This is a genomic window from Bosea sp. BIWAKO-01 (assembly GCF_001748145.1).
GTDB lineage: Bacteria > Pseudomonadota > Alphaproteobacteria > Rhizobiales > Beijerinckiaceae > Allobosea.
On record NZ_BCQA01000001.1, the window covers coordinates 545,875 to 561,670 of the forward strand.

Annotated in this window: 18 protein-coding genes; 11 read left to right on the forward strand and 7 right to left on the reverse strand. The window is 65.6% G+C overall.

Annotated features, from left to right (window positions below):
- Positions 1-11 precede the first annotated feature (11 nt).
- Positions 12-1,256: an MFS transporter gene (locus BIWAKO_RS02505; RefSeq protein ID WP_084652127.1), complete on the forward strand. Its 1,245-nt coding sequence runs from the start codon at positions 12-14 to the stop codon at positions 1,254-1,256.
- A gap of 30 nt (positions 1,257-1,286) precedes the next feature.
- Here BIWAKO_RS02505 and BIWAKO_RS02510 read toward each other — a convergent pair whose 3' ends face one another.
- Complete coding sequence (locus BIWAKO_RS02510) at positions 1,287-1,889, reverse strand: TetR/AcrR family transcriptional regulator (protein WP_069877199.1); 603 nt, start codon at positions 1,887-1,889, stop codon at positions 1,287-1,289.
- A 101-nt stretch (positions 1,890-1,990) separates the two neighbouring features.
- Between BIWAKO_RS02510 and BIWAKO_RS02515 the strand changes: the two genes are divergently transcribed.
- The 6 genes from BIWAKO_RS02515 to BIWAKO_RS02540 all read left to right on the forward strand — a co-directional run bounded on the left by BIWAKO_RS02515 (position 1,991) and on the right by BIWAKO_RS02540 (position 7,069).
- Positions 1,991-2,209 carry a hypothetical protein gene (locus BIWAKO_RS02515; RefSeq protein ID WP_069882101.1) on the forward strand — a complete coding sequence of 73 codons (219 nt, stop codon included), beginning with the start codon at positions 1,991-1,993 and terminating at the stop codon, positions 2,207-2,209.
- Positions 2,210-2,340: 131 nt separating this feature from the next.
- Complete coding sequence (rocD, locus tag BIWAKO_RS02520) at positions 2,341-3,561, forward strand: ornithine--oxo-acid transaminase (RefSeq protein WP_069877200.1); 1,221 nt, start codon at positions 2,341-2,343, stop codon at positions 3,559-3,561.
- 220 nt (positions 3,562-3,781) lie between these two features.
- Positions 3,782-4,558, forward strand: a complete 777-nt coding sequence (locus BIWAKO_RS02525) for a transporter substrate-binding domain-containing protein (RefSeq protein WP_069877201.1) — start codon at positions 3,782-3,784, stop codon at positions 4,556-4,558.
- Positions 4,559-4,638: 80 nt separating this feature from the next.
- A complete protein-coding gene (locus BIWAKO_RS02530; protein ID WP_069877202.1) occupies positions 4,639-5,367 on the forward strand; it encodes an ABC transporter permease in 729 nt (242 codons plus the stop codon).
- Positions 5,364-6,080, forward strand: a complete 717-nt coding sequence (locus BIWAKO_RS02535; protein ID WP_069877203.1) for an ABC transporter permease — start codon at positions 5,364-5,366, stop codon at positions 6,078-6,080. Before BIWAKO_RS02530 ends, BIWAKO_RS02535 begins: the two co-directional genes overlap by 4 nt.
- Before the next feature lie 122 nt (positions 6,081-6,202).
- Positions 6,203-7,069, forward strand: coding sequence for an NAD(P)-dependent oxidoreductase (locus tag BIWAKO_RS02540; RefSeq protein ID WP_069877204.1), 867 nt, complete (start codon positions 6,203-6,205; stop codon positions 7,067-7,069).
- Between the two features lie 16 nt (positions 7,070-7,085).
- Here the strand turns inward: BIWAKO_RS02540 and BIWAKO_RS02545 are convergent, their stop codons facing one another.
- The 5 genes from BIWAKO_RS02545 to BIWAKO_RS02565 form a co-directional block, all read right to left on the reverse strand.
- Positions 7,086-7,727, reverse strand: a complete 642-nt coding sequence (locus BIWAKO_RS02545) for a uracil-DNA glycosylase family protein (protein WP_069877205.1) — start codon at positions 7,725-7,727, stop codon at positions 7,086-7,088.
- Positions 7,724-8,194: a hypothetical protein gene (locus BIWAKO_RS02550; RefSeq protein ID WP_069877206.1), complete on the reverse strand. Its 471-nt coding sequence runs from the start codon at positions 8,192-8,194 to the stop codon at positions 7,724-7,726. Before BIWAKO_RS02550 ends, BIWAKO_RS02545 begins: the two co-directional genes overlap by 4 nt.
- Positions 8,191-8,658, reverse strand: coding sequence for a hypothetical protein (locus tag BIWAKO_RS02555; RefSeq protein WP_069877207.1), 468 nt, complete (start codon positions 8,656-8,658; stop codon positions 8,191-8,193). The genes BIWAKO_RS02550 and BIWAKO_RS02555 overlap by 4 nt, the downstream gene beginning before the upstream one ends.
- Entirely contained in the window at positions 8,658-9,269 is a 612-nt protein-coding gene (locus tag BIWAKO_RS02560; protein WP_069877208.1) for a glutathione S-transferase family protein, read from the reverse strand. Before BIWAKO_RS02560 ends, BIWAKO_RS02555 begins: the two co-directional genes overlap by 1 nt.
- Positions 9,270-9,468: 199 nt before the next feature.
- Positions 9,469-10,020, reverse strand: coding sequence for a thermonuclease family protein (locus tag BIWAKO_RS02565; protein ID WP_069877209.1), 552 nt, complete (start codon positions 10,018-10,020; stop codon positions 9,469-9,471).
- Positions 10,021-10,105: 85 nt separating this feature from the next.
- Between BIWAKO_RS02565 and BIWAKO_RS02570 the strand changes: the two genes are divergently transcribed.
- Both BIWAKO_RS02570 and BIWAKO_RS02575 read left to right on the forward strand, forming a co-directional pair.
- Entirely contained in the window at positions 10,106-11,623 is a 1,518-nt protein-coding gene (locus tag BIWAKO_RS02570; protein ID WP_069877210.1) for a sensor histidine kinase, read from the forward strand.
- A gap of 527 nt (positions 11,624-12,150) precedes the next feature.
- Complete coding sequence (locus tag BIWAKO_RS02575; RefSeq protein WP_069877211.1) at positions 12,151-13,479, forward strand: MFS transporter; 1,329 nt, start codon at positions 12,151-12,153, stop codon at positions 13,477-13,479.
- Positions 13,480-13,582: 103 nt separating this feature from the next.
- Here the strand turns inward: BIWAKO_RS02575 and cobT are convergent, their stop codons facing one another.
- Positions 13,583-14,602, reverse strand: coding sequence for a nicotinate-nucleotide--dimethylbenzimidazole phosphoribosyltransferase (gene cobT / locus BIWAKO_RS02580; protein ID WP_069877212.1), 1,020 nt, complete (start codon positions 14,600-14,602; stop codon positions 13,583-13,585).
- Between the two features lie 111 nt (positions 14,603-14,713).
- Between cobT and BIWAKO_RS02585 the strand changes: the two genes are divergently transcribed.
- Entirely contained in the window at positions 14,714-15,568 is an 855-nt protein-coding gene (locus BIWAKO_RS02585; RefSeq protein ID WP_069877213.1) for an adenosylcobinamide-GDP ribazoletransferase, read from the forward strand.
- Positions 15,565-15,759 (forward strand): DUF1289 domain-containing protein, encoded by a 195-nt coding sequence (locus BIWAKO_RS02590; protein WP_069877214.1) that lies wholly within the window; start codon positions 15,565-15,567, stop codon positions 15,757-15,759. The genes BIWAKO_RS02585 and BIWAKO_RS02590 overlap by 4 nt, the downstream gene beginning before the upstream one ends.
- Positions 15,760-15,796 lie beyond the last annotated feature (37 nt).

Consider the following 15,796-nt stretch of genomic DNA (forward strand, 5'->3'; position numbering starts at 1 on the left):
GGACGAAATCCATGACCTCCTCCAGCACGGGAGCGGCTGTCGCGCGCCCAGCAGGATCGCTTGCCACACCGGCACAACGCACCAGCCTTGTTCTGTTCGCACTGGCGATGGGTGGCTTCGCCATCGGGACGGCCGAATTCGCGGTCATGAGCCTGCTGCCCTATTTCTCGGTCGGCCTCGGCGTCGATGGACCGACCGCCGGGCATGTGATCAGCGCCTATGCGCTCGGCGTCGTCGCCGGCGCCCCCGTCATTGCAGTGCTCGCGGCAAAACTCTCGCGGCGGACCCTGCTGATCGGGCTGATGGCAGCCTTCGCCATCACCAACGGCTTGAGCGCGCTTGCTCCCACCTATGGCTGGATGCTCGTCTTCCGCTTTCTCAGCGGCCTGCCGCATGGCGCCTATTTCGGCGTCGCAGCTCTGGTCGCCGCCTCGCTGGTGCCGACGAACCGGCGGTCGCAGGCGGTCGCCCGCGTCATGCTGGGGCTGACGATCTCCACCATTCTCGGCGTGCCTCTCGCCAACTGGCTGGGCCTCGCGCTCGGCTGGCGCTGGGGCTTTGGCGTGGTTGCGGCGCTGGCTCTCCTGACCGTCATTCTGGTCGCGGCCTTCGCGCCGAAGGACAGGCCGCAGCCCGGGGCAAGCCCGCTGCGCGAACTCGGCGCGCTTCGGCACCGGCAGGTCTGGCTGACCCTAGCGATCGGCGCGATCGGTTTCGGCGGCATGTTCGCGGTCTACACCTATGTCGCCTCGACACTCATGGAGGTCACGCATGTCGCGCCCGGCATGGTGCCTGTCGTGCTTGCCATCTTCGGGCTCGGCATGACCGTGGGCACGCTCGTCAGTGCCTGGGCGGCCGACCGGGCCCTGATGCCATCGGTCGGAGGCATCCTGCTCTGGAGCGCCGCTTCGCTCGCCCTGTTCCCGCTCGCCGCCGGCAATATCTGGACCGTCTCGATCGTGGTCTTCATGATCGGCTGCGGCGGCGGCCTTGGCACGCCTCTGCAAACCCGGCTGATGGATGTCGCGGAGGACGCGCAAACTCTCGCCGCCGCGCTGAACCACAGCGCCTTCAACCTCGCCAATGCGCTGGGGCCCCTGCTCGCAGGCATGGCGATCGCCTCCGGCTATGGCTGGACCTCGACGGGCTGGGTCGGCAGCGCGCTCGCGCTTGGCGGCTTCGCGATCTGGCTGCTGACGCTGTGGGACATGCAGATGAGCAAGGCAGGCAGGGCAGCGCTCGTCCCGGGCGAATAGCGTCTCCGACAAGCCCCGCCCAGCGTCCCGTCAGCGGGACACTGGCGCTGCGATCAGGCCCATGGCTACAGGAATTGCCGCCCGCCCCTCGTCGAGGCGGTCGGTCAGGACATGGTACCAGTTGAAGCCGATATAGAGCGCGAGCCGCGTCTCGATCTCGCTTTCGGCAATCTCGCCTCGCCCGGCCGCAGCGGTGAAGAGCTTGCTCAGATGGAGCGTCCGCTTCGGCAGGAATTTCAGGCGCAGGGCATCGAGAGCGGCGCTGTTCGATTGCGCTTCGGCGATAAGGGCGCGAAAGGTCCGGCCTGAGGGTGTCGCCGACCAAAAGTCCCAGAGCCCCTCGGTATAGGCGACCAGATCACCCGTTAGGTCCCCGGTCATCGGCTGCGTCAGCATTGCCGCCTTCTCGGCGTCATAGACGTCCATGAGCAGATCTGCGCGCGTCTTCCACCACCGATAGATCGTCGGCTTGCCGGCGCCGGCGCGCCGGGAGACGGCGTCGATCGAGAAACCCGCATAACCAGCTTCGGCCAGCACGTCCCGGGCCGCGGCGAGAATCGCAGCCTCTGAGGCCGGGCTGCGCCTGGCTCCAATCGAGGCGCGGCGTGGTGCAGGCTGATCGTTTCCGCTCATGAGTGACGACGCAGCTCCTTATGCCATCCGCCCTCTTGCATAACGAAACGGATCGTGTTTATCAATTAATCGAAACGGTACGTTTCGTTTTGGAGAAGATCATGCCTCGATCGCCATCCCTTCCCGCCGTCCTCGGCAGGCTCCGCTTCCTGGGTACGCTCATGGTGGGCGCTTATCTGCTGATCAACGCCCTGCTGACTCTGCTCGCTCCGCTAACGGCCGGCTGGTCGACCTGGTCGGTTACCGCGCTGGCCGTGCCCCCCATGGTGCTCGGCATGGTCTATCTCGTGATACCGATCGCGCGCCGCGGCACGGCCTAGCCACGTCCGTCCGACACTGGCGTGTCCGATTCTGTCGCCCACTCGACAGAATCGGCCGCCGATGGAGCTGATTCCAACACTAACCGGTCGTCTCGGCAGATTTAACCTCATTGGAACGAGGGAGAACGACCATGGATGCAATCGCGCTCGAGCAGCAGGTCTGTGCCGCCAACTACGCGCCACTACCGATCATGCTCTCACATGGCGAGGGCGTCTGGCTGACCGATACCTCCGGGGTGAAGCGGCTCGACATGATGAGCGGCTATTCGGCCGTCAGCCTGGGCCACGGTCACCCGCGCATTCTCAAGGTCCTGAGCGAACAGGCGCGCAAGCTCGCGGTGACCAGCCGGGCCTTCCACTGCGAACCGCTCGGCCCCTTCCTCGAAAAGCTCTGCGCCGTGTCGGGCCAGGACATGGCGCTGCCGATGAACACCGGCGCCGAAGCGGTCGAGACGGCGATCAAGGCGGCACGGCGCTGGGGCTACCGGGTCAAGGGTATCGCCAGGGATCAGGCCGAGATCATCGTCGCCGCGGGCAATTTCCACGGGCGCACCACGACGATCGTCGGCTTCTCCTCCGAGGACAGCTATCGCGACGGTTTCGGCCCCTTCGCACCGGGCTTCGTGACGGTGCCCTTCGGTGATTCCGCGGCCGTCGAGGCGGCGATAACGCCCCGCACCGCCGCCATCATGATCGAGCCGATCCAGGGAGAGGCGGGCATCGTCATGCCGCCGGCGGGCTATCTCAAGCGGCTGCGCGAACTCTGCGACCGCCACAACGTCCTGCTGATCCTTGACGAGATCCAGTCCGGGCTCGGACGCACCGGGCGCTGGTTCGCGCATCAGCATGAAGGCATCCGGGCGGACGGCCTGATTGTCGGAAAGGCGCTTGGCGGCGGTGTCTATCCCGTCTCGGCCTTCCTTGCCTCTCGCGATGTCATGCGCCTGTTCGAGCCCGGCTCGCATGGCTCGACCTTCGGCGGTAACGCGCTCGCCGCCGCGATCGGGCTGGAGTCGCTCAAGATCATCGAGGAAGAGCGGCTGGTGCAGCGCTCCGCCGAACAGGGCGCTCACATGAAGCAGCGCCTTGCCGCGATGACCCGCGGTATCGCGCGGGACGTCCGGGGAGCCGGTCTGTGGATCGGCGTCGATATCGATCCGGCGGCGGGCTCCGCCAAGGCGCTCGTCAAGGCACTGGCCAGCGCCGGCGTGCTGACCAAGGAAACCCATGAGACGGTCATCCGATTCGCCCCGCCGCTGACGATCAGCCGGGCGGAACTGGACTGGGGACTCGACCGCTGCGAGGCAGTCTTTGCCGCGTTTGGCGGACAACGCAGGGCCAGCGCGGCCTGAGCACGGTGTCAAAGCGCGCAGGCACAATCCGCGCGGAATCAGACCGGGGCATAAACAATCAATAAAATCAGTGATTTGTGCTGCCTGCCCTTTAAGCGGCTTCGCTCAGAAAAGCTGCATGCCCCCACTTGCGGGCAGGGCACAGGATCGCACAATCTGTAAGCACAAGCCGGACACGGGAACTCGAAACGCCCGGCCGGTCAAACCTGTGGGAGGTACCATGAAAGGTTTCGTTCGATTGATCGCCGCCGCTGTGCTGACGGCTGCCGGCGCCACTGGCGTCCTGGCCCAGGCAAAGGAGTGGAAGGAGATCCGGATCGGCACCGAAGGCGCCTATCCCCCCTTCAACAATCTCAACGCCAAGAAAGAACTCGAAGGCTTCGAGATCGACTACGCCAACATGCTTTGCGAGAAGATGAAGGTGAAATGCACCTGGGTGGTCCAGGACTGGGACGGCATCATCCCGGCGCTGCTCGCCAATAAATACGACATCATCATCGCCGGCATGAACGCCACCGATGAGCGCAAGAAGCAGGTCGACTTCACCGCGGTCTATACCAAGACCCCGATCTGGGCGATCAGCGGCAAGTCGGCTGGAACCGACATCTCGCCGGCTGCGCTGAAGGGCAAGGCCATCGGAACGCAGGGCTCGACCATCCACGCCAACTTCCTCGAGAAGTTCTACAAGGATTCGACCATCCGCCTGTATCCGACCCAGGAAGAGGCGAATCTCGACCTGGCCAATGGGCGGCTCGACTACATCATCGCCGACTCGCTCTCGCTTGAGGACTTCCTCAACAACAAGGGCAAGGATTGCTGCAAGAAGGCGGCCGATGTGCCGCGCGACGCGACGATCCATGGCCCCGGCACGGCCGGCGCGGTGCGCAAGGCCGATGTTGAACTGAAGGCGATGTGGGACAAGGCGATCGCCGAATCGATCGCCGACGGCTCGCACAAGAAGATCCAGGACAAGTGGTTCAAGTTCCCTATCCTGTGACAATAGCCGGCTGACCGAACCCCGTCGGCGTGCCTTGCGCGCCGGCGGTGGTCCATTTCCCTCCCCTCGCCGGCTTATTCATGTTCGACAAACTCGCACTGCTCGGTTTCGGCGACGGCGGCTGGGGCCTCGCCCTGCTCCAGGGCGCCGGGATCACCATCGCCATCGCGCTGGCAACCCTGCCTTTCGGCCTGCTGCTCGGCCTGATCGTCGCGCTCGGCAAGCGTTCGGAGAACATCGTTCTGCGCTGGCTGGCCACGGTCTACACCACCGTGTTCCGCGGCGTGCCTGAGCTTCTGACGCTCTACATCATCTATTTCGGCATCCAAATCGTGCTGCAGAAGGCCTGGGTCTCGCTCGGCCTGCCCGGCAATTTCAGCATGCCACCCTTCGTCGCCGGTATGGTGGCGCTCGGCGTGGTGCTCTCCGCCTTCTCCAGCGAGGTCTGGGTCGGCGCCCTCAACTCGATCCAGAAGGGCCAGCGCGAGGCCGCCGCCGCGCTCGGCCTGAGCAAGGGGCAAGCCTTCCGCCTCGTGGTGTTCCCCCAACTCATCCGAGTGGCGCTGCCCGGCTTGGGCAATAACTGGATGGTGCTGCTGAAGGAGACCTCGCTGGTCTCGGTCATCACCTTGCCCGACATCATGTTCATCACCACCCGCGCCAATGTCGCGACCAAGGAACCGTTCCTGTTCTTCGGTGCGGCGATGCTGATCTACCTGTTCTTCTCGCTGATCTCGGCCTGGGGTGTCGGGCGTCTCGAGATTCGCGCCAATCGCGGCTTTGCTGCCTTCGGTGGAGCAACGCGATGAGCTGGTGCGAGTATCCGGGCTACCTGCTCGGCAGCGAGGTTTTCCAGAACTACGGCTGCCGGATGGCGAGCGGCCTGTGGGTGACCTTCGAGCTGGTCATAATCTCGGTCGCGATCGGCTTTGCGCTGGCACTCGGGCTCGCCATCGCACGGCTTTACGGGCCGCGCTGGGCCAAGGCCGCAATCAACGGCTACACCACCTTCTTCCGCGGCACGCCGCTGCTGTGCCAGCTCTTCCTGGTCTATTACGGCCTCGGCCAGTTCCGGCTGTTCTGGCAGGATGTCGGGCTGTGGTGGTTCTTCCGCGAGCCGTTCTACTGCGCGCTGCTGACGTTCACCGTGAACACGGCCGCCTATCAGGCCGAAATCCTGCGCGGCGCAATCCAGTCGATCCCGCGCGGCCAGTTCGAAGGCGCCATGGCGCTCGGGCTGCATCGCTGGTCGACCTTGCGTCTTGTGATCATGCCCCAGGCGATGATCCTGGCGCTCAGGCCACTCGGCAACGAGCTGATCGTGATGATCAAGGCCAGCGCGATCGCCTCGCTCGTCACGCTGTTCGACCTGATGGGCGCGACGAGGCTCGCCTTCGCCCGGTCCTTCGATCTCACGATCTATCTCTACGCCGCGCTGATCTATCTTCTTCTGGTCGAGGTGATCCGGCGGGTCTGGGACCGGCTGGAACTCAGGCTGACGCGGCATATGGCGCTACGCTGAGAGGGGCGCACCGCGCCCCTCTCCATTCCTGACAAAGTGCCTTGGCGACCGCGCGACTTCCCCCAATGGGTCGCGCGCGCTAAAGGCCGAAGCGAAACCAGAACCTATCAGCGGAGCGGAACATGGCTAAGGTTGCCTTCCTCGGTCTCGGCGTCATGGGCTACCCCATGGCCGGCCACCTCAAGGCCAAGGGCCACGACGTCACCGTCTATAACCGCAACGCAGCCAAGGCCCAGGCCTGGGTGACCCAGCATGGCGGCAAATCCGCCCCGACACCGGTCGAGGCGGCCAGGGGCCAGGAGATCGTCTTCGCCTGCGTCGGCAATGACGACGATCTGCGCTCCGTGACCATCGGCGAAGCCGGAGCCTTCACGGGCATGGCGAAGGGCGCTGTCTTCGTCGACCACACGACGGCCTCGGCTGGCGTCGCCCGCGAACTCGACGCGGCCGCGAAGGCGGGCGGCTTCGGCTTCATCGATGCGCCGGTCTCCGGCGGCCAGGCCGGCGCAGAGAACGGCGCGCTGACCGTGATGTGCGGCGGCGCTCCGGAAACCTATGCCCGGGTCGAGCCGGTGATCGGTGCGTTCGCGCGGATGTGCAAGCTGATGGGCCCGGCCGGCTCAGGCCAGCTCACCAAGATGGTCAACCAGATCTGCATCGCCGGACTGGTGCAGGGGCTGTCCGAGGGCATCCATTTCGCCAAGCGCGCCGGCCTCGATGTCGAGTCCATGCTGGAAGTGATTTCCAAGGGTGCCGCCGGCTCGTGGCAGATGGAGAACCGCGGCAAGACCATGAATGCCGGGAAGTTCAACTTCGGCTTCGCCGTCGACTGGATGCGCAAGGACCTCGACATCGTGCTCGAGGAGGCGCGTCGCAACGGCGCCCAGCTCCCTGTCACCGCGCTGGTCGACCAGTTCTATGCCGAAGTTCAGAAGATGGGCGGAAAGCGCTGGGATACGTCCAGCCTGATTGCGCGCCTCGAGGATTGATAGGGGCTCTCCGCGTTCACAGGACCAGCCGCGCCACCTCCTGGCGCAACACCGGCAGAAGCTCATCCTCGAACCAGGGATTGCGCTTCAACCAGGCATTGTTGCGCCAGGAGGGATGCGGCAGCGGAAGCACGCGCGGGCGGCGTGGCTCCGCCAGGATCGCGCGCCAGTCAGCGACCGTGGCGGAGAGATTGGCGCCCGCCTTCGCGCCAAGATGCCAGGCCTGCGCATAGCGGCCGATGGCGAGCACGAGCTCGACCTGCGGCATCGCCGCAAGCACGCGCATGCGCCAGATCGGCGCGCATTCACGGCGCGGCGGCAGATCCCCGCCCTGCGCGTCGAGCCCCGGGAAGCAATGGCCCATTGGCACCACCGCGACCCTGGCCGCATCGTAGAACGCCGCTTCGTCGAGCCCGAGCCATTGCCGCAGCCGGACGCCGGACGGATCGGTGAACGGCTTGCCACTGGCATGGACGCGGGTGCCCGGCGCCTGGCCGGCGATGCAGAGCCTGGCCGTCGGCGAGGCCTGGATCACCGGGCGCGGCTCATGCGGAAGCGGCGGCGGGAAGCGCGGCTCGTCGCGACAGATGCGGCAGGCAGCCAGTTCCTGCAGCACCGTGGCGAGCGTTTCGGGGGCGCGCTCGCGATCCGGCTTCATCGCGCCGCCAGACGGGGCGGCTCCCCGCGCCGCTGCGAAATCAGGCCGTCGCAGGTCCAGATCTTGGCGCTGGTCGCATAGCCATGCGGGTCACCCGCTTCGATGGTGGCGATGCCGTTGATGCGGCCGCTCGGCCGGTTGCGCAGGACATAGAGGCCCCCGCTGCGCTCGACCGTGAAGCAATAGGTGCGACGCTGCTCGGGCGGTCCGTAGTAATAGCAGACCGCATCCGGTGTGGTCGTCCAGCAGGCGTCGCGGTTCGGCACGTGCCGGTTATGTCCGCTCGCCCGGCCGTCGGCGTGATGATATTCGCTGAACGGCATACCGTTATTGTAGCGGCCGCTGACGGTGTTGCCTTCGAAAATGCGACGGATATCCTCGCCGCTCAGGCGCTCCGCGGCCTTCACCGGAGAGTTGGCGGCGGCCTGAAGCATGAGCGCAGCCGCAAGGAGCAGCAGACGCATCATCGCGAGGCAAGCCTGCGCCGTGACATCGGGACCTCGGGCGCCTGCGAGATCAGGCCGTCGCAATACCAGGGCTCCCCCTTGTCGGAATGGCCGCGCGGATTGCCAGGCTCGATGGCGGCAAGAGCATTGATCTGCCCGTTCGAGACATTGCGCAGGACGTAGAGCCGATCCGTCAGCTCGACCGTGAAGCAATGCACGGTGCGGTCGCTGGGAGGGCCATAGTAGTAGCAGACCTGATCCTCCTTCGTGATCCAACAGGCATCCTTGTTCGGCTGCCAGCCATTATGGCCGAGCGCACGGCCATCCGGCTCATGATACTCGGTGAAGAACCCGCCATTGGTGTAGCGGCCGCTCACCGTGTTGCCTTCGAAGGCTCGCTTGATCGCCTCGCCGTTCAGCCGTTCGGCTGCGACGGAGGGCTGGACCAGCACCAAGAGCGCCAGAAGGGCGAAAACCCGTCGCATCAGGCCTTCCAGCTTGGCCGCGCCGAGACTTCGCCATGCCACCGGCGGATGTTGGCGTATTCCTCAGGCAGCCGAACCCGGGACGGCTTCATGAAATCAACGGCAATGCCTGCGGTGATGTCGGCCACCGTGAACTGATCCCCCGACAGGAAGCGATTGCCGGCGAGCTGCAGGTCCATGATCAGGAGGTGGTCATCGATCTGCTCGCGGCTGGCCTCGGCCCATTCCGGCACCTGATGTTCAAGCTCTGCCATCGACGGGTGGCTGTGCCTGAAGACCGACATGACACTGGTGAACAGGCCAAGCTCGACGCGCCGGTTCCACATCTCGATCTGCGCCTGTGCCTTGGCATCCCCGCCGAAGAGCACGGGTTGGGGATGCAGGCTTTCGAGATAGCGGCAGATCGCAATCGTCTCGGCGAGAGCCGTTCCATCGTCGAGCATCAGCACGGGCAGGCGCTTCAGCGGGTTGATGCGGGCGAATTCGGGCGTGAGGTGCTCCTTCCGGGTTATATCGACCGGCACGAGCTCCGGCAGGGGAACGCCTTTCTCTGCGAAGAAGATGCGGACCCGCCGCGGATTGGGCGCGCGCCCGCCATCATAGAGCTTCATCGTCAACCTCATCGGAAACCGCGTGCGAACCCGACCATGGCGGAGGTCCGGCGGTCAACCATTTCAAACCCATTCGTGATGGCGCAGCCATGCCTGCTAGGTCGCCGTGCGTCCGTTCGGACGCAGGAGCGGCGATCTAGCACTTTATTTGAGCATCGGATTTTTCCGAAAACCGGATTCCACTTCTCGGTCCGATGCTCTAGCGCGGGTGAGCCTTGCGCCACGCCTCCGGCCGCTCGAACTGCAGAGCCCAGATGCCGCGCCCGGCAGATCGCGCCTCGTCTTCCTCGCTGCGATAATCACCATAGGCGACGGCATGGCCCTGCCGCACCATCGCGGCGTTGATATCGGTCTCGCCCTGCCTGCAGCGTGCGAGACCGCGGCCGTAGCGATCGACCCGGCCGATGTCGCAGGTGACGAGACCGCGCCCGATCAGAGCCAGCAGGGCACGGCGGGCGGCCCGGCCGCAATCGACGTCCCTGCCCGCGCTGTCGCGACAGCTCTGGCGGAATTCCGGGGCATCGATGCCTTCGAGCCTGAGCTCCTCGCCATTCAGCCGCAGCGAATCGCCATCGATCGCCTGGGCGGCTCCGGCAAGCATGCGGGCGGGGCCAAGCTTGTATTGCAGGACCGCGCCGGCGATCGCCAGCAGGCCGAGCAGCCCGAGCGCGACGACCAGATCGACCGGACGGCTGACGCGGCGCCAGCCGAAAGGTCCATATCGAGATCGTCCGAATCCGAAGCGCGCCATCAGTAAGAGCTTAACGATTTCGAGACCATAATGGCGAGCCGGGCGTGCAGGATCTGCCGCCGGAAGAGGTACATGCGTTCCGATTATGGCGGAAGTGACGGCCGAACAGATCCAGCGAGGGCGCGGTCCCGACCCCACGGCGTTGGCGCGGCGCAAGCTCGTCACGCGCGAGGTCAAGTCCGTGCGCGAGCGGCTGACCTCGACGACCGGCCTCGAACGCGCCTTCGACTACGAATTGCTGCGGGTCTTCGCCCAGTATCGCATGCACGGCTCGGTCGGCGCGCTGGTCCTGGCGTTGTGCATCGCGACCGCCGCTTGCCTCTGGGTCCCGGCTTACCAGGTCACCACCTGGCTCGGCATCGTCATCCTCGCCTCGGCCGTCATGGTCCTGCTTTGCCGCCGCTTCCTGGCGCAGCCGGCCGGCGAGGTGAATATTCGGCGCTGGCGCCGCCTGCTACCGGCGGCGGAAGCCTTTCATGGCCTGTCCTGGACGCTGATCCTCGTCCTGTTCGCGCAGGTCGACGGGCCGGGCGCCAAGGTCTTCGTCATGACGACACTGCTCGTCGTCAGCGCGCTGACCGTGATGCTGGCGGCGACGATCCCGCTCGCGGTCTATTCCGGACTGGGGCCGGTTACGATCGGCATCACGCTGTTCTTCTGGGGCCGCTCCGACATCGACAGCGTCACCATGGCGCTGATGGCGGCAGCGGCCCAGCTCTTCTTCATCTTCCTCGCCCACCGGCTCTATTCGAGTTCGGTCGCAACCATCGAGTTCCGCGCCGAGAAGGACGCACTGATCGCCGAGCTCGAGACTGCGACCGCGAATTCCGACGAGGCGCGCCGCAAGGCCGAAGAGGCCAACCTCGCCAAATCCCGCTTCCTCGCCACGATGAGCCATGAGCTGCGGACGCCGCTCAACGCCATCCTCGGCTTCTCCGAGGTGATGAAGAACGAGATCTTCGGCGTTCACGCCAACCCGGCCTACAAGGAATATTCGGGCGACATCCACGGCTCCGGCCAGCATCTGCTCAACCTGATCAACGAGATTCTCGATCTCTCGCGGATCGAGGCCGGCAAATACGCGCTGAACGAGGAGGCCCTCAGCCTGGCGGGCGTGGTCGACGAATGCCGGCACATGCTGAAGCTGCGCGCCAAGGCCAAGGGGCAAACGATCCGCGAGGCGGCCGAGCCGGATCTGCCCAAGGTCTGGGCGGACGAGCGCGCGATCCGGCAGGCGGTACTCAACATCCTGTCCAACGCGATCAAGTTCACGCCACAGGGCGGCGACATCACCATCAAGGTCGGCTGGACGGCGAATGGCGGACAGTATGTCTCGGTCACGGACACCGGGCCGGGCATTCCCGAGGATGAAATCCCGATCGTGCTGCAGACCTTCGGGCGCGGTTCGCTCGCCATCAAGACCGCCGAACAGGGCTCCGGCCTGGGGCTGCCGATCGTGAAGGGCCTGCTCGATCTCCATAATGGCGGCTTCCATCTGAAGTCCAGGCCGCGCGCCGGCACGGAAGTGACGATCACCCTGCCACCAGAGCGCGTGATGGACACGCTCGCGGCGCTGCCCGAGCCGGCACGATCGGCAGCCTAGGCGCGCTGTACGCACGGGATGCGCTCGCCAGAGCGGAGTTGCGATCGAATGGAGGGAGGCCGCTGAGACTGCCCGCTTCCATCATGCGGTTCGCCGGAACAGCCTCCCCGCTCGCGAAGGGAGAGAGAATGAGCGCTGCCATGGCGCGCGATCCGGTACGCTGGCCGAAGCAGGTGGTGCAGCGTCTCTGAGGGCCTGCCGCGCCAACCGTGACGGCATCCGAAGCGATCACCTTGACGCTCCCGGCAATTCCGGCAGTCATCACTCGCCCACCCGGCTTCAAATGGAAAATCGATACCGCAACCGCCTACTAAGGATTAAAATGGCGGTTACGCCCTTGTTTCACGGCGGGTAGGAGGGAGTGACGGCTCGCGGCGGCTATGGCCGTTGGAGCTCCCCTCAAGTGGTACAGAGCTTCATACGGCAAGCTCAGCGGACGGCACCCCACAGCTGTCGCGTGGATTCGCAGTGCGAGCCATCAAGCGTGGAACACCGGAGAAAGTGTCTTGAAGTAAAGGGAGGGCGTCATGCCCATCCAGGTCCCGAGTGATTTCCGCCGCGTGATCGTCGCTGCATCGGTAGGGAACGTCATCGAATGGTATGACTTCTATATATTTGGCAGCCTGGCTGCCATTCTGTCGGTCAAATTCTTCGAGAAGAGTCATCCGGTCGCGGCATTACTCAGCACAATTGCGCTGTTTACTGCCGGATTCCTGATCCGTCCGCTGGGAGCATTCCTCTTCGGATGGATGGGCGATCGGGTCGGCCGCAAATACACCTTCCTCGTTACGCTCAGTGGAATGGGGCTGGGCACCGGGGCGATCGGGTTGATCCCGACCTACGACTCAATCGGCCTGACTGCCGCATTCATTCTCTTCGGTTTGCGGATCATCCAGGGCCTGTGCCTGGGTGGCGAATATGGCGGCGCCATCACCTATGTCGCCGAGCATGTTCCGGACGAGCGCCGCGGCTACTATACCGGCTGGCTGCAAACCTCCCCGACGCTGGGGATCGTGGTATCGCTCATCGTGATCATCGCGACCCGCACCTATTTCGGCGAGGCGACATTCAACGCATGGGCGTGGCGCGTTCCATTCTTGATATCCTTCCTTCTGGTCGCCGTCGCAATCTACATCCGGCTCCAGCTCCAGGAGACACCGATATTCGAGGCGATCAAGGCCAGGGGACAGATGACCAGGAACCCCTGGAAGGAAGCCTTTCTCAGCTCCAACATCAAATATGTCGGGATCGCCACCCTCGTCCTGATCGGACAGGGAGTGGTCTGGTACAGCGGCCAGTTCTGGGCGTTGTACTTCCTGCAGCAGGTTTCCAAGCTGGACTCGCTGACCTCGTCCTACATCGTGGGAGCAGCGCTGCTCCTCGCAACCCCGAGCCTGATCTTCTTCGGCTGGCTATCCGACATCATCGGCCGCAAGCCAGTGATCCTCGGCGGCATGCTGCTTGCCGCGATCACCTACTATCCGCTGTATCTGTGGCTGGGAACGGTCACGCAACCTGGCAATGTCCACTTTCCGACTGCGATCTTCATCATCTTCATCCTCGTTTGCTATGTCGGGATGGTGTACGGGCCGGTCGGGGCCTTCCTCGCCGAATATTTCCCCGGCAGGATCCGGTACACGTCGGTATCGGTCCCCTATCACATCGGAAATGGCTGGGGTGGCGGATTGGTGCCATTCATCACGTCAGCGGCTTTCGCGGCGACCGGGAGCATCGGCTACGCGCTGATCTACCCGATCGCCGTTCCGGCGGTGTGCTTCGTGCTCTGCCTCTTCCTGATGCCGGAAACGCGCCAGATCAGCATTTGGGAACCCTTCGAGACGAAGGCTGCAACCTGACGAGATTGCCATCGGCGGGGCTGCCGGGGCTTCGCACCGTGCGCTCGGGGCTTGAGTTCGAAACGAGCATTTGGAGCAACAGAGCCGTCAGGCTCCCGCAGCTTCAGTCCTTCTTCGAGACCTGGGCCTGATCGAAGGTCGCCATGCCGGAATGGATGGCGGCGGCGGCCTTGACGAGGCTTGCCGCAAGCGCCGCCCCCGTGCCCTCGCCCAGCCGCATCTCGAGCGCCAGCAGCGGCTGCTTGCCGAGCCGGAGCAGCGCTTCGCGATGGGCGCCCTCGGCAGAGAGATGGCCGGCAAGGCAATGGTCGATCGAGGACGGCTCGATGGCGTGCAGGACCGCGGCGGCGGCGGTGACGACATAGCCGTCGAGAATGACCGGAATGCGCTGCAGCCGGGCAGCGATGATCGCGCCGCAAATGGCCGCGATCTCGCGCCCGCCAAGGCGGCGCAGCACTTCCAGCGGGTCGCCCAGATGCGCGGCGTGGAAGGCGAGGCCCGCCTCGACAGCGGCGATCTTGCGCTTGAGGCCGTCATCATCGACGCCAGTGCCCCGCCCGCACCACATCGCAGCGCCCCCGCCATAGAGCGCCGCATAGATCGCAGCCGCCGACGTGGTGTTGCCGATGCCCATCTCGCCGAGGCAGAGCAGATCGGCCCCGCCGGCGAGCGCCTCCATGCCGAACGCCATGGTCGCGACGCAGGCCTTCTCGTCGAGCGCGTCACCTTGCGTGAAATCGCCGGTCGGCAGGTCGAGGGCGAGGTCAAAGACCTTGAAGCCGAGATCGAAGGCTGCGCAGATCTGGTTGATCGCAGCGCCGCCGGCGGCAAAATTCTCCAGCATCTGGCGCGTCACCGCCTGCGGATAGGCCGAGACGCCCTGCGCCACGACCCCGTGATTCCCGGCGAAGACGCAAACAAGCGGCCGGTCGACGCGCGGGGGCGCCTTGCCTTGCCAGGCTGCGAGCCATTCAGCGATCTCCTCCATGCGGCCGAGGCTGCCGGCCGGCTTGGTGAGATCCTTGTCCCGGGCCCGCACGGCATTGGCCGCACCCATATCGGGGCCCGGCATGTTGGCTATGAGGCTACGGATATCGTCGAAGGGAAGGCCGGAAGCGGGCATCGCTGGATGTCTCGCGAAAGATGGAATCGGGCGGGATGCGGCGTGGCCGCCGGGTTGCCGCTGCTGCTATAGGCTTGGACGGCGGAAGACAATCGAGGATACCGAGACCGCATGGCCGACGCCCCTCCCGACATCTCGGAGTTCCCGGCCGGCCGGCCGCATTGGCCGGGCTGGCTGATCGCGACAGCGATCTGCATCCGCTTCTATTCGCGTCTCCCGGTGCCGCGCCTGCCCGGCGAGGAATCAGCGCATGGCCTGCCGGATTTCAGGCTGGTGCCGCGCGCCGTGCCGCTGGCTGCGCTGGTCATCGCCTTGCCCGCAACGCTTGTCCTCCTGGCTGCTGGCGCGGCCGGCATCAGCCCGCCGCTGGCAGCGGCGCTTGCCGTCACGGTCGCGGCACTGACGACGGGTGCTTTCCACGAGGACGGCCTCGCCGACACGGCCGACGGGCTGTTTGGAGGACATACGCCGGAACGGCGGCTGGAGATCATGAAAGACAGCCGCGTCGGCACCTTCGGGGCGATGGCGCTCGGGCTCTCCCTGCTGCTGCGGGTGACGGCACTCGCAGCCATTCTCCAGGCGCTCGGACCTCTGGCTGCAGCCGCCGCGCTGCTGATCGCGGCGCCTTGGTCGCGCGCCACAGCGCTCTATCTGCTCGCCACCGAGCCCCCTGCCCGGAGCTCCGGCGCCTCGGCTGCGGTTGGCCAGCCCACCGCCGCAACGGCCTGGACGGCGCTGGCGCTTGCGGTCGCGTTCGCCGTCGCAGGGACACTGGCCGCCGGGCTGCCGGCTCCGGGCCTTGCGCTGGGGCTGGCGCTATCCGTGCTCGTCCTGGCGGGGCTCGCCCGCCTCGCCCGCCGCCTGATCGGCGGCCAGACCGGCGATATTCTGGGTGCGGCCCAGCAACTCGCCGAGATCGCGCTCACCTGCGGCTTCGCCTTCGCGCTCGGCTCTGCCTGGCAATGAGCGGCGCCTCCAGCCCCTGCGTGCTGATCTGCGTGATCGACCCCGCATCGGGGCTCTGCGAAGGTTGCCTGCGAACGCTTCAGGAGATCGCCGACTGGTCGCGGCTGAGCGAGGCTGAGCGGCTGGCCGTCATGGCCGAACTGCCTCGCCGCAAGATGGCGCCGGACCGGTCGAGCCGGCCGACGGGCTAGACCACCGGCTTTCCCGAAAACTGCAATCCACCGTTCG

Bases quoted from the DNA above. Each gene is read 5' to 3' on its own strand.
- BIWAKO_RS02560 (WP_069877208.1), bottom strand. From the start codon at position 9,269: ATGAAGCTCTATGATGGCGGGCGCGCGCCCAATCCGCGGCGGGTCCGC.
- BIWAKO_RS02590 (WP_069877214.1), top strand. From the start codon at position 15,565: ATGAGCGGCGCCTCCAGCCCCTGCGTGCTGATCTGCGTGATCGACCCC.
- BIWAKO_RS02530 (WP_069877202.1), top strand. From the start codon at position 4,639: ATGTTCGACAAACTCGCACTGCTCGGTTTCGGCGACGGCGGCTGGGGC.
- rocD (WP_069877200.1), top strand. From the start codon at position 2,341: ATGGATGCAATCGCGCTCGAGCAGCAGGTCTGTGCCGCCAACTACGCG.
- BIWAKO_RS02540 (WP_069877204.1), top strand. From the start codon at position 6,203: ATGGCTAAGGTTGCCTTCCTCGGTCTCGGCGTCATGGGCTACCCCATG.
- BIWAKO_RS02585 (WP_069877213.1), top strand. From the start codon at position 14,714: ATGGCCGACGCCCCTCCCGACATCTCGGAGTTCCCGGCCGGCCGGCCG.
- BIWAKO_RS02505 (WP_084652127.1), top strand. From the start codon at position 12: ATGACCTCCTCCAGCACGGGAGCGGCTGTCGCGCGCCCAGCAGGATCG.
- BIWAKO_RS02525 (WP_069877201.1), top strand. From the start codon at position 3,782: ATGAAAGGTTTCGTTCGATTGATCGCCGCCGCTGTGCTGACGGCTGCC.
- BIWAKO_RS02510 (WP_069877199.1), bottom strand. From the start codon at position 1,889: ATGAGCGGAAACGATCAGCCTGCACCACGCCGCGCCTCGATTGGAGCC.
- BIWAKO_RS02575 (WP_069877211.1), top strand. From the start codon at position 12,151: ATGCCCATCCAGGTCCCGAGTGATTTCCGCCGCGTGATCGTCGCTGCA.
- BIWAKO_RS02535 (WP_069877203.1), top strand. From the start codon at position 5,364: ATGAGCTGGTGCGAGTATCCGGGCTACCTGCTCGGCAGCGAGGTTTTC.
- BIWAKO_RS02550 (WP_069877206.1), bottom strand. From the start codon at position 8,194: ATGATGCGTCTGCTGCTCCTTGCGGCTGCGCTCATGCTTCAGGCCGCC.
- BIWAKO_RS02515 (WP_069882101.1), top strand. From the start codon at position 1,991: ATGCCTCGATCGCCATCCCTTCCCGCCGTCCTCGGCAGGCTCCGCTTC.
- BIWAKO_RS02570 (WP_069877210.1), top strand. From the start codon at position 10,106: ATGGCGGAAGTGACGGCCGAACAGATCCAGCGAGGGCGCGGTCCCGAC.
- cobT (WP_069877212.1), bottom strand. From the start codon at position 14,602: ATGCCCGCTTCCGGCCTTCCCTTCGACGATATCCGTAGCCTCATAGCC.
- BIWAKO_RS02545 (WP_069877205.1), bottom strand. From the start codon at position 7,727: ATGAAGCCGGATCGCGAGCGCGCCCCCGAAACGCTCGCCACGGTGCTG.
- BIWAKO_RS02565 (WP_069877209.1), bottom strand. From the start codon at position 10,020: ATGGCGCGCTTCGGATTCGGACGATCTCGATATGGACCTTTCGGCTGG.
- BIWAKO_RS02555 (WP_069877207.1), bottom strand. From the start codon at position 8,658: ATGCGACGGGTTTTCGCCCTTCTGGCGCTCTTGGTGCTGGTCCAGCCC.